Source organism: Sphingomonas sp. Leaf5 (assembly GCF_001421155.1).
GTDB lineage: Bacteria > Pseudomonadota > Alphaproteobacteria > Sphingomonadales > Sphingomonadaceae > Sphingomonas.
The window spans coordinates 106,643-118,705 of record NZ_LMJZ01000004.1 but is presented as its reverse complement, the minus strand read 5'-3'; the positions used below and the strand labels follow the sequence as shown (position 1 = coordinate 118,705).

Sequence of the window (12,063 nt, the reverse complement as noted above, 5' to 3'; positions counted from 1 at the left end):
GGCGATGCGCCGCGCGGAGCGGGGATGACCCCCAAACGGCAACGCATGACGCTGGCATTGCTGGCGGTGATCGCGATCGTCGGCGCGGTGCTGCTGGCGATGTCGGCGCTCAGCGACGAAGCGGCCTTCTTCTACGCGCCCGCCGATGCGGCCTCGGCCCCGATCGACAAGCCGGTGCGGCTGGGCGGCATGGTCGCGCCGGGATCGATCCGGCGCATGGCCGATGGCGTGACGATCGCCTTCACCGTCACCGATGGCAAGGCGACCGTGCCCGTCCGCTTTTCCGGCATTGCCCCCGATCTTTTCCGTGAGAATTCGGGCGTGGTCGCCGAGGGGCGCTTCGTGGCGGGCGGCAGCTTCGTCGCCGACAATTTGCTCGCCAAGCATGACGAACGCTACATGCCGCCGCAGGTCGCCGGAAAGATGCACAAGAGCGAAAGCATCGCCAAATGATCGCCGAAGCCGGTCTTGCCGCGCTGTGGCTGGCGGCGGCGATGGCGCTGTTGCAGTTCGCGATGGCGGCGATCGCGCTGTCGTCGCGCGCGCAGGAGCCGCCGCAGATCGTTCGCGACCTGCTGGCGGCGGTGCGGCCGGTGGCGGTGGTGCAGGGGGTGCTCGCGCTCGGCGCGTTCGCGGCACTGACCGCGCTGTTCGCGCGCACCGATTTGTCGGTGCTGCTGGTCGCCGAAAACAGCCACAGCGCGAAGCCGATGCTGTACAAGGTCGCCGCGACATGGGGCAATCACGAAGGGTCGATGCTGCTATGGGTAACCGTGCTGGCGGTGGCGGGTGGCGGTATGGCCCTGTTCGAACGGCTGCTGGCCGCGCGCACCCATGTCGCGACGCTGGCGGCGCAGGCGGCGATCGCGGCGGGTTTCTACGCGTTCCTGCTGTTCGCCTCCAACCCCTTTGCCCGCCTGTCGCCGGTGCCGCTCGACGGCCTCGGTCTCAATCCGTTGTTGCAGGACCCAGGTCTCGCCTTCCACCCGCCGACGCTCTACCTCGGCTATGTCGGGCTGTCGGTGGCGTTTTCCTTCGCGGTCGGTGCGCTGGTCACCCGTGATGTCGGTCGCGATTTCGCGCGCGCGATGCGGCCATGGGTGCTGGGCGCATGGATTTTCCTGACCATCGGGATCACGGCGGGCAGCTACTGGGCCTATTACGAGCTTGGCTGGGGCGGCTGGTGGTTCTGGGACCCGGTCGAAAATGCCTCGCTGATGCCGTGGCTGGCGGCGACCGCGTTGCTGCATTCGGTGACGGTGCTGGCGACCCGCGACGGCTTGCGTGCATGGACGATCATGTTGTCGGTCGTTGCCTTCTCAATGTCGATGGTCGGCACCTTTCTGGTTCGATCGGGCATCCTGACCAGCGTCCATGCCTTTGCCGTCGATCCGACGCGCGGCAGCTTCATCCTCGCGCTGCTGATCCTGTATATCGGCGGCGCGCTGGCGTTGTTCGCCTTTCGCGTCGGCACGGTGCGGCAGGGGGCATTGTTCGAACCGGTCAGCCGTGAAGGTGGGCTGGTGCTCAATAACCTGTTGCTGTCGGTCATCCTCGGCATCGTCCTGATCGGTACCCTCTATCCGTTGCTCGCCGAAGCGTTCGGCGTGCAACTGTCGGTCGGTCCGCCCTTCTTCAACCGCGCCGCCGGGCCGGTCGCGCTGCTGCTGGTCGCCGGGATGGCGGTCGGGCCATTGCTGCGCTGGCGACGCGACCGGGGCAGGGCGGTCGCACGGCGGATCGCCATACCCGGCGCGGTGACGCTGGTCGCGTTCGTCGCGCTGCTGTTCACCGGGGCCGGCTGGATGCCGATCCTCGGCCTGTCGTTCGCCGCCGGTCTGGCGGTCGCCAGCGTCCTGCCGCTGGTCGGGCGCAGTCCGTGGCGCACGCCGCTGCCGATCTGGGGCATGGTCGTGGCGCATTTCGGCATCGCCGTCAGCCTGGCCGGCATGGCCAGCGACAGTGCCTTCACCGCCGAACGCCTCGTCGCCGCCGCGCCGGGCGAGACCAACCGCGTCGGCCCGTTCGGGATCCGCTTCGACGGGATCAAGCCGGTCGTCGGCGACAACTGGTCGGCGGTGCAGGGGCGGCTGATCGTCACCCGTGACGGCGGCGCACCCTTCCTGTTGCGGCCCGAGCAGCGGTTCTTCGCCAATCCTCCCACCGAAACCAGCGAGGCCGCGCTCGCGACCTTTTGGGACGGGCAGCTCTATGCCGTCCTCGGCCGCGACGATCATGGCGGGCGCCGGCAGTTGCGGCTGTGGTGGAAACCGTTCGTGACGCTGATCTGGGCCGGCGGCGGGCTGATCGCGCTCGGCGGATTCGTGTCGCTGGTCGGGCGCGTCCGGCGGCGGAGGGCGCGGTGAAGCGTCGGGTGCTCTGGCTGCCGCTGCTGGCCTTCGTCGCCATCGCCGCGCTGTTCGCATGGATGTTGACGCGCGAGCCCGACCGGCAGGTCCGCTCGCGCCTGATCGGTCAGCCGCTGCCGGCCTTCACCCTCGCCCCGGCGGTTCCGGGCAAACCTGGCCTGACCACCGCCGCCTTCCGCACCGGTCAGCCGCGTTTGCTCAACGTCTTCGGCAGCTGGTGCGTCCCCTGCGCCGCCGAAGCCCCGCAACTCGCCAAGCTGGCCGAAGCCGGTGTGCCGATCGACGCGATCGCTATCCGCGACACGCCGGACAAGGTCGCCACCTTCCTGCGCGACTATGGCGATCCCTATGCCGCGATCGGCGACGACCGGAACAGTTCGGTGCAACTGGCGCTCGGGTCGTCGGGCGTGCCCGAAACCTTCGTCATCGATCGTCAGGGCCGCATCGCCCACCAGCATATCGGTGCGATCCGCGACGACGACGTGCCGGTCCTGCTCGCCGCGCTGAAGGCCGCCCGATGAAGCGCGCGCTCGCCGTGACCCTGTTGCTCGCCGGTCCGGCATCGGCGCAATCGAACGTGCCGCCGCCGGCGCTTGCCGACACGCAACTGCCCGACGCGACGCAGGAGCGATCGGCCAAGGCGCTGATGGAAACGCTGCGCTGTCTGGTCTGTCAGGGCCAGTCGATCGCCGACAGCGACGCCGACATGGCCGCGGACATGCGCGCGCTGGTCCGCCAGCGGATCGCGAGCGGCGAGCAGCCCGACCGCGTCCGCGACTGGCTGATCGAACGCTATGGCGACTATGTCAGCTATGATCCGCCGCTGTCGCCCGCGACCGGCCTGTTATGGGCGACGCCGTTGCTGCTGCTCGGCATCGGCGTGGGTTTGGCGCGGCGCAGCCTGAAGCGGGGACCGCGATGAACGGTTGGCTGATCCTTGCCGCACTGCTGATCGGCAGTTTCGTGCTGCTCGTCGTCGCGCGCGTCTCGCGCCCGCTATGGGGCTTCGTCGGGGCCGCGCTGATGCTGGGGGCTGCCGGCTATGCCTGGCAGGGGCAGCCCGAACTGCCCGGTGCCCCGCGAAGCGCGCAGCGCGTCACCGAACCGGTCGATATCGCCGCCGACGACCTGCGCGACGCGATCTGGGGCCGCTTCACCTACGACTATGCCTATGCCGTCGCCGCCGACGGCCTCACCCGCGCCGGCGCAACGCAGGCGGCGGTGAACGCGGTGCTGGGCGGGCTGCAAGGCAATCCGCAAAGCGCCCGCCTATGGACCCGGCTCGGCACCGCGATCCTCGCCCATGACGGCGGCCGCGTCCTGTCACCTGCCGCCAAACTTGCCTTCGCACAGGGCATCGCCAACGCGTCGGACCATCCGGGGCCGTATTTCTACTACGGGATGGCGCTGATCCAGACCGGTGACCTGCCCGGCGCGAAGCGGGCATGGCTGGCGGCGCTGAAGCGATCTCGACCCAACGCATCGTACCGGGTCGATCTGGCAACCCGACTGGTGTTGCTCGACCGACTGATGGCGATGCGGCCCACGCCCTAACGCAATCCCATCCCGTTCGGTTCGAGCAGCTTCGAGCTTGCCCAGAAGCGCCCGTCGAGAACGCATCGTTTGGGGCGACACCTTCTCGACTATCGTTGTCAACGCGCTCGAAACCGCTGGACCCAAACGGGTATGGACTAGTCGGGATCGACCGTCAGTTCGCTGAACGCAGGAACAGCGTTCCATCTCCTTTCGTCACTCCTGCGTAGGTGGGAGTCCATATGCGCCAGCGTCGCGAATCCGGCCGAAACGTCAGCGTCTATGGATTCCCTCCTGCGCGGGAATGACGAACATCCGTGGTTATCGCCGAATGTCGATCGGTCCTGGAGGAGGGGGAGGGGACTGAGATCAGTTCACCCCACGCCCCGTCTTTTCCTGCAACGCATCGATCGCCTTCGACGCATCGGCCTTGGTCAGCGTATCGTCGAACGGCTCGCCCGCTTCCTCGCTCAGCGTCTTCAGATACGACGCCTGCGCACCGGTCATCTTCTCGTCGCCGGTCGTCCAGTCGTCCGGGTCCTTCTCGGCGTTCGAAAAGGGTTCACTCTTGGGATTGGCATGCTCGGTCATGGCAGTTCCTTTCGACGCCACCAACCGCCCCGTTCCCAATTCGTTCCGTCAGGTGACCGCGTTGCGCGCATGATAGTGCGGCCGGTCCCAACTGCCGTCGCGCAACAGGTCGGCCAGCACCGCCACCGCCCGCCATAGATCGGCAAACCCGATATAGAGCGGCGCGAAGCCCAGTCGCAGCACGTCCGGCGCACGAAAATCACCGATGACCCCGCGATCGATCAGCGCCTGACAGATCGCGTACGCCTGTGGGTGCCGGAACGACACATGGCTCCCGCGCGATACGGCGTCGCGCGGCGACACCAGCGCCATCGCCGGACACTGCGCCTCGACCAGCGCGATACACGCATCGCCCAGCGCCCGCCCCTTGGCGAACAGCGCCGCGCGATCGACGCCCTCGAATTGCGCGATCCCTTCCTCCAGCGCGGCGATGCCGAGGATCGGCGGCGTCCCGCACTGGAACCGGCCGATGTCCGCCGCCGGGGCATAATCGTCGCCGAACTCGAACGGCGCGGCATGGCCGAACCATCCCGACAGCGGCGACCGCAGCACCGCCTGATGCCGTTCGGCGACATACAGGAATGCCGGCGCACCCGGCCCGCCATTCAGATATTTATAGCCGCAACCGACCGCCAGATCGGCATGGCAGCCGTTCAGGTCGATCGGGACGGCACCCACGCTATGGCTCAAATCCCATAGCACCAGCGCCCCCTTCGCCTGCGCCGCCGCCGTGATCGCGCGCATGTCGAGCATCGTCCCGCTCTTGTAATGGACATGCGTCAACAGCACGACTGCGACGTCGTCGTCGATCGCATCGACGATATCGGCCACCGGCACCGTCCGCACCCGTCCGTCGCCGACGCTCCACGCCGCGCCATCGGCCATATACAGGTCGGTCGGGAAATTGCCCGGCTCGGACAGGATCGTCCGCCTGCCGCCCTGCGCCTTCACCGCCGCCACCAGCAATTTGTAGAGATTAGCCGAGGTCGAATCGGCGACCACCACCTCATGCGGCTGCGCCCCGATCAACGGCGCGATCGTCGCACCGACCCGCCGGCCCGCACCGACCCAGTCATGCGCGTTCCAGCTGCGGATCAGCCCCTGACCCCACTCCTCGACCGCCACCGTCTGCAACCGTGCCGGGGTCGACTTCGGCAGCGCGCCCAGCGAATTGCCGTCGAGATAGATCACCCCTTCGGGCAGCGCGAACCGGTCGCGAAACGCACGCAGGGGATCGGCGGCATCCATCGCCTCCGCTTCCGCCAGCGACCTCACAACGCCACCCGCACGGCCAGCAATTCGGGAAAGAACACTTCGTCGATCACCTTCGCCAGATAGGGGACGCCCGCCGTGCCGCCGGTGCCGCGCTTGAAGCCGATGATCCGCTCGATCGTCTTCAGATGGCCGAACCGCCACAGCTGGACCCGATATTCGAGGTCGACCAGCTTCTCGGCCAGTTCGTACAGGTCCCACCAGCGATCGGGGTCCTGATACACCGCCTGCCACGCCGCCTCGACCGCGGACGACGCGACGTAGGGTAAGGTGAAATCGCGCTCCAGCCGGTCGGCCGGAATGTCGAACCCCCGCCGCGCCAGCATCCGCAGCGCTTCGTCATACAGGCTGGTTCTTGCAAGCGCCTCGGTCAGCACCGCCTGCGCCGCCGGGTCGCCGTCATGCGCGGCCAGCATCCCCGCCTTCTTGGCCCCCAGCATATATTCGAGCAGCCGGTACTGCACCGACTGGAACCCCGAACTGCCGCCCAGCTTGCCGCGCATCGCCGAATAATCGGCGGGGGTGATCGTCGCCAGCACTTCCCAGCTCTGGATCAGCTGCTGCTGCACGCGGGCGACGCGTGCCATCATCTTGAACGCGATGCCCGGCCGGTCGGCGATCAGCGCCTGCCGCGCCGCTTCCAGCTCGTGGAGGCACAGCTTGATCCACAGCTCCGACGCCTGATGGATGACGATGAACAGCAATTCGTCATGCGTGTCGGACAGCGGCGTTTGACAGTTGAGCAACGTGTCGAGCCGCAGATAGCTGGTATAGGTCGGCCCACACTCCGGCGGGGCGGGGCGATCCGCCTCGCGGCTCTCCATTATTTCGGCTCGCCCATATCACGGAAGCTGTCGGGCACATCGGTGCGCGGATGGCCCGACGGCGTCGGCAGCGGTTCGATCACCGGCGATTCGGGCGTGTCGAATCCGCCCTCCCACTTCGCGATGACGCTGGCGGCGATCGCATTGCCGACGACATTGGTCGCGGTACGCCCCATGTCGAGGAAGTGATCGATGGCAAGGATCAGCAGCAATCCGGCTTCGGGAATGTTGAACATGCCCAGCGTCGCGGCGATCACCACCAGGCTGGCACGCGGCACGCCGGCAATCCCCTTCGACGTAATCATCAACACCAGCAGCATCAGGAACATCTGTCCCCAGCTGAGATCGATGCCGTACGCCTGTGCGATGAAGATCGACGCGAACGTCATGTACATCATCGACCCGTCGAGGTTGAACGAATAGCCGAGCGGCAGCACGAAGCTGGCGATGCGCGGCGGCACCCCGAACCGGTCAAGCGCCTCCAGCGTGCGCGGATAGGCCGCTTCCGACGATGCGGTCGAAAAGCCCAGCAGGATCGGATCGCGCAGATAGCGCAGCAGCATCTTCACCCGCGGGCCGATGATCGCGAACGCGATGCCGATCAGCACCGTCCACAGTGCCGCGAGCCCCAGATAGAAGCTGCCCATGAAATAGGCGAGGTCACCGATGATCCCCGGCCCCCGCTCGGCCAGCGTCGCCGTCACCGCCGCGAACACCGCGAACGGGGCGAAGCGCATGACGTAATCGGTGACCTGCAACATCACCGCGACCAGCCCTTCGAGCGCGCGGACCAGCGGCGCGGCCTTCTCGCCGACCGCCGTCAGCGCGACGCCGATGAACAGCGAGAAGATGACGATCTGCAGAATCTCGTTGGTCGCCATCGCCTCGATACCCGAAGCGGGAAAGATATGGCCGACGAACTTCACGAAATCGAACGCGGGCTTGTCGACGCCGGTCGCGGCGGTGACCGGCGGGACGGGAAGGCCCAGCCCGACGCCCGGCTGCAACAGATTGACCAGCAGCAGCCCCAGCATCAGCGAGATGAAGCTCGCCATCACGAACCAGCCGAACGAGCGCAGCCCAACGCGGCCGAGCGACGAACTGTCGCCCATATGCGCGATGCCGACGACCAGCGTCGAAAACACCAGCGGCGCGATGATCATTTTGATGAGCCGCAGGAACACGGTGGTCACGGCGGACAGGTAATAGGCGATATTCTTCAGCGTCGCGGTGCCGGCACCGCCGCCATCGTCCAGCGCGGCGTTCAGCGCCCAGCCGAGCGCGAGGCCCCCGGCGAGCGCGATGAGAATGAAAGTCGTAAGCCGCTTGGCCATGCGTCGTCCCTGATCGTTTGCGTGGGAAAGGACGGGAATGTTTCGTCCGGGTCAACCCCGTGCTTGTCCCAGCTTGGCAAGTGGCGCGTGCCTGCGTATCGAACCGAAATGACCTCGACCAACGATGTTCGCCGCTCGTTCCTCGATTTTTTCGAGAAGGCGGGCCACGCCCGCGTAGCTTCCGCGCCGCTCGTTCCGCAGAACGACCCGACGCTGATGTTCGTCAATGCGGGGATGGTGCCGTTCAAGAACGTGTTCACCGGCCTCGAAACGCGACCCTATGTGACGGCGACATCGTCGCAAAAGTGCGTGCGCGCCGGCGGCAAGCATAACGACCTCGACAATGTCGGCTATACCGCGCGGCATCACACCTTCTTCGAAATGCTCGGCAATTTCTCGTTCGGCGATTATTTCAAGGAACAGGCGATCCTGAATGCCTGGACGCTGCTGACCCGCGACTGGGGCTTGGCCCCGGAAAAGCTGACCGCGACCGTCTATCACACCGACGACGAAGCGTTCGACCTGTGGAAGAAGATTGCGGGGCTGCCCGATCACCGGATCATCCGCATCCCGACCAAGGACAATTTCTGGGCGATGGGCGACAGCGGCCCGTGCGGACCATGTTCGGAAATCTTCTATGATCACGGCGACCATATTCCCGGCGGCCCTCCCGGTTCGCCGGACGAGGACGGCGACCGCTTCGTCGAGATCTGGAACCTCGTGTTCATGCAGTTCGAGCAGGACGCGAACGAGATCGTCGGCGACCTGCCCAAGAAGTCGATCGACACCGGCATGGGCCTCGAACGCATCGCGGCGGTGATGCAGGGCGTGTCGGACAATTACGACACCGACACCTTCAAGGCGCTGATCGCCGCATCGTGCGAACTGACCGGCACCCGCGCGGAAGGGGAAATGCAGGCCAGCCATCGCGTCATCGCCGACCATCTGCGCGCGTCGGGGTTCCTGATCGCCGACGGCGTGCTGCCTGCCGCCGACGGTCGCGGCTATGTCCTGCGCCGCATCATGCGCCGCGCGATGCGCCACGCGCATCTGCTGGGGGCCAGGGACCCGTTGATGCACCGGTTGGTCGGCTCGCTCGTGTCCGAAATGGGCGCGGCCTATCCCGAACTGGTCCGCGCGCAGCCGCTGATCGAAGCGACCCTGCAACAGGAAGAAACCCAGTTCCGCCGTACCCTCGACAAGGGGCTGAAGCTCCTCGACGAAGCGACTGCCGGCATGGCCGATGGCGCGACGCTGGCCGGTGAGACCGCCTTCAAGCTCTACGACACGTTCGGTTTCCCCTATGACCTGACCGAGGACGCGCTGCGCGCGCAGGGCTACGCCGTCGACCGCGCCGGGTTCGACGCGGCGATGGCCGAACAGAAGCGGGCCGCCCGCGCCGCGTGGAAAGGTTCGGGGGCCAAGGCATCCGACGAAATCTGGTTCGATGTCTTCGAAACCGCCGGCCCGACCGAATTCATCGGCTATTCGGTCGAGGCGGGCGAGGGGCAAGTCGTCGCCATCGTGCGCGACGGCGCGCGCGTCGAATCGGCGCAGGCCGGCGACGAGGTGCTGGTGCTGACCAATCAGACCCCCTTTTATGCCGAGAGCGGCGGCCAAGTCGGCGATGCCGGCACCATGGCGACCGATGCCGGGTTCAAGGCGACCGTCACCGACACCACCAAGCAGCTCGGCAAGCTCCACGCCCATGTCGCGACGATCGAGGCGGGGACGCTCAAGGTCGGCGACAGCGTCGCCCTCACCATCGACCATGCCCGCCGCGCGCAGATCCGCGCCAACCACTCGGCGACGCATCTGCTGCACGAGGCGCTGCGCGAACAGCTGGGCACCCATGTCGCGCAAAAGGGATCGATGGTCGCGCCCGAACGCCTGCGCTTCGACTTCTCGCAACCCTCGCCGATCGCCGCCGATGCGCTGGCGCTCGTAGAGGCCGACGTCAACGCGCAGGTCCGCGGCAATGGCGGCGTCACCACCCGGCTGATGACCCCTGACGACGCGATCGCGATGGGCGCGATGGCGCTGTTCGGCGAGAAATATGGCGACGAGGTCCGCGTCGTGTCGATGGGGCAGGATGCGGACGGCACCTATTCGATCGAGCTGTGCGGCGGGACGCACGTCAATGCGTTGGGTGAAATCGGCCTGTTCAAGATCGTGTCCGAAGGTGCGGTGTCGTCGGGCGTCCGCCGGGTCGAGGCGCTGACCGGAGAGGCTGCGCGCCAGTGGCTCGGCAACCGCGACGCGAAGCTGCGCGAAGCCGCCGCCGCGCTGAAGGCGACCCCCGACGAAGTGCCGGCGCGTGTCGCGCAACTGGTCGAGGATCGCCGCCGCCTCGAACGCGAACTCGCCGAAGCGAAGAAGGCGCTCGCGATGGGCGGCGGTGCCGGTGCCGCCCCCGCCGGTCCCGAACAGGTCGGCGACATCGCCTTCCTCGGACAGGTCATCGACGGCCTCGAAGCCAAGGCGCTACGCGGCACGATCGACGAGGCCCGCACCCGCGTGCCGTCGGGCGTGGTCGCGCTGGTCGCGGTCAACGACGGCCGCGCCTCAGTCGCGGTCGGCGTGTCGAGCGATCTGGTCGGCCGGGTAAGCGCGGTCGATCTGGTCAAGGCAGCAGTCGCGGCACTCGGCGGGCAGGGCGGCGGCGGCCGTCCCGACATGGCGCAGGGCGGCGGCCCCGATGGGTCGAAGGGTGCCGAGGCGATCGACGCGATCAAGGCGTTGTTGGTGGGCTGACGCCAGCGGTCGGTAGAACCGCAACCACCGGTGCCTCTCCCCTCCCTGGAAGGGAGGGGTCGGGGGTGGGTTGGCCCGCGAGGGAAAGGTAACGCCCGCCAACTGGCCGACCCACCCCCAGCCCCTCCCTTCCAGGGAGGGGAGCAATCAGCCACCCCGCCGCCGGACCCCTCAAATATACGTCCGCAAAAACTCGGCCAGCGCACATACCGCCAAACTCTGCCCGTACGGCATCGAGGTCAGCGCGATATCCTTATAGAATTGCTGCGTATCCCCCATCGCCGTTCCGAAGCTCACCTGCTTCAACTCGCCGGTCGCATCGATATTGGCCAGCACGCCGCGCACCGCCTTGATTCCGACCGCCTCATACGCACGCGGCAGATACCCCTTCCGCACCGCCTTCAGGATGCCATACGCAAACCCCGCCGCCGCCGACGCTTCCAGATAGCTGGTCGGATCGACGATCAGCGTATGCCACAACCCGCTTTCGTCCTGCGTCTCGGCCAGCGTCTTCACCTGCGCCGCCAGCGTATCGATCAGGAACATCCGGAACGCATCGCCAACGGGCAGGTCCAGAATCTCGATAATCTCCGGAATCGCGATCGTGACCCAGCAATTTCCCCGCGCCCACAGCGCCTCGGCAAAATTGTGCCGCCCGTTGAAATCCCAACCGTGGAACCACAGCCCGGTCTTCTTGTCGAACAGATACTTGATATGGACGAGGAACTGGCGCTTCGCCTCCTCGACATAGTGCGGCCGGCCCAGCAACAGCCCGATCTTGGCCAGCGGCAACACGCTCATCATCAGCGTGTCGTCCCACATCTCGCCCGGATTCTCGTCATTATAGACGATATGCTGGAACCCGCCCTCCTCGGTCTTGGGCAGGCCGTCCGGGGCCATCAGCCATTCCGCCCATGTATCCAGATACGGGATATAGCGCGGATCCGGCTCATGCTCGTACAGATAGGCGAGGGTAATGAACGGCGCGACGGTGTTGATGTTCTTGGTCGGAGTCCCTTCCGCAAAGCGATCCTCGAACCATTGCTTGATGATCGCCAGTGCCGCCTTGTCGCCGGTCTGCTCATAATAGCGCCACATGCCGAACAGGCCGACGCCATGCGTCCATTCCCACCCGGCCCAGCCCTTGGTATCGATGATTCGTCCGTCGTCGAGGTGGAGCAGGAACTCGCCCGTCTCGTCCTTGATATTGACCAGATTGTCCATCAGCAGCGCGATGGCGTCGGTCACCTGTCGGCGGGGAATGTCGTGGGTCAGCGCGGCCATGATAGCTCCGGAAGAAAGGTTGTTTCGTTCAAAACTTGGTGTGCTCCCGCGCAGGCGGGAGCCTAGGGCCACAAGCGTGCCGCCTGCGGCTCTGGACCCCCG

General features: G+C 66.7%; 11 protein-coding genes. 6 read left to right on the top strand and 5 right to left on the bottom strand.

Translation table 11 applies throughout. The annotated features are described in order from the left end of the window. Positions 1–24: 24 nt before the first annotated feature. From ccmE to ASE50_RS05450, 5 genes are read left to right on the top strand one after another with little or no spacing between them, the layout of a single operon-like run. Positions 25–453 carry a cytochrome c maturation protein CcmE gene (ccmE, locus tag ASE50_RS05470; protein ID WP_056396756.1) on the top strand — a complete coding sequence of 143 codons (429 nt, stop codon included), beginning with the start codon at positions 25–27 and terminating at the stop codon, positions 451–453. Further along, positions 450–2,366 (top strand): heme lyase CcmF/NrfE family subunit, encoded by a 1,917-nt coding sequence (locus ASE50_RS05465; protein ID WP_056396751.1) that lies wholly within the window; start codon positions 450–452, stop codon positions 2,364–2,366. Before ccmE ends, ASE50_RS05465 begins: the two co-directional genes overlap by 4 nt. Next, positions 2,363–2,890 (top strand): DsbE family thiol:disulfide interchange protein, encoded by a 528-nt coding sequence (locus ASE50_RS05460; protein ID WP_056396748.1) that lies wholly within the window; start codon positions 2,363–2,365, stop codon positions 2,888–2,890. Before ASE50_RS05465 ends, ASE50_RS05460 begins: the two co-directional genes overlap by 4 nt. Next, positions 2,887–3,291 carry a cytochrome c-type biogenesis protein CcmH gene (locus ASE50_RS05455; protein WP_056396745.1) on the top strand — a complete coding sequence of 135 codons (405 nt, stop codon included), beginning with the start codon at positions 2,887–2,889 and terminating at the stop codon, positions 3,289–3,291. The genes ASE50_RS05460 and ASE50_RS05455 overlap by 4 nt, the downstream gene beginning before the upstream one ends. Beyond that, on the top strand, positions 3,288–3,923 hold the full coding sequence (locus tag ASE50_RS05450) for a tetratricopeptide repeat protein (protein ID WP_056396742.1): 636 nt from the start codon (positions 3,288–3,290) through the stop codon (positions 3,921–3,923). The genes ASE50_RS05455 and ASE50_RS05450 overlap by 4 nt, the downstream gene beginning before the upstream one ends. A 348-nt stretch (positions 3,924–4,271) precedes the next feature. Here the strand turns inward: ASE50_RS05450 and ASE50_RS05445 are convergent, their stop codons facing one another. From ASE50_RS05445 to ASE50_RS05430, 4 genes are read right to left on the bottom strand one after another with little or no spacing between them, the layout of a single operon-like run. After that, a complete protein-coding gene (locus ASE50_RS05445) occupies positions 4,272–4,493 on the bottom strand; it encodes a DUF3072 domain-containing protein (RefSeq protein ID WP_056396741.1) in 222 nt (73 codons plus the stop codon). Between the two features lie 48 nt (positions 4,494–4,541). Beyond that, positions 4,542–5,741 (bottom strand): kynureninase, encoded by a 1,200-nt coding sequence (kynU, locus tag ASE50_RS05440; protein WP_056396842.1) that lies wholly within the window; start codon positions 5,739–5,741, stop codon positions 4,542–4,544. Positions 5,742–5,764: 23 nt separating this feature from the next. Further along, positions 5,765–6,589, bottom strand: a complete 825-nt coding sequence (locus tag ASE50_RS05435; RefSeq protein ID WP_056396738.1) for a tryptophan 2,3-dioxygenase — start codon at positions 6,587–6,589, stop codon at positions 5,765–5,767. Then, positions 6,589–7,923 carry a dicarboxylate/amino acid:cation symporter gene (locus ASE50_RS05430; protein ID WP_056396735.1) on the bottom strand — a complete coding sequence of 445 codons (1,335 nt, stop codon included), beginning with the start codon at positions 7,921–7,923 and terminating at the stop codon, positions 6,589–6,591. Before ASE50_RS05430 ends, ASE50_RS05435 begins: the two co-directional genes overlap by 1 nt. A gap of 108 nt (positions 7,924–8,031) precedes the next feature. Between ASE50_RS05430 and alaS the strand changes: the two genes are divergently transcribed. Beyond that, positions 8,032–10,677 (top strand): alanine--tRNA ligase, encoded by a 2,646-nt coding sequence (gene alaS / locus ASE50_RS05425; protein ID WP_056396734.1) that lies wholly within the window; start codon positions 8,032–8,034, stop codon positions 10,675–10,677. A 171-nt stretch (positions 10,678–10,848) separates the two neighbouring features. Here the strand turns inward: alaS and ASE50_RS05420 are convergent, their stop codons facing one another. Next, complete coding sequence (locus tag ASE50_RS05420; protein ID WP_056396732.1) at positions 10,849–11,961, bottom strand: glycoside hydrolase family 105 protein; 1,113 nt, start codon at positions 11,959–11,961, stop codon at positions 10,849–10,851. Positions 11,962–12,063: the final 102 nt, after the last annotated feature.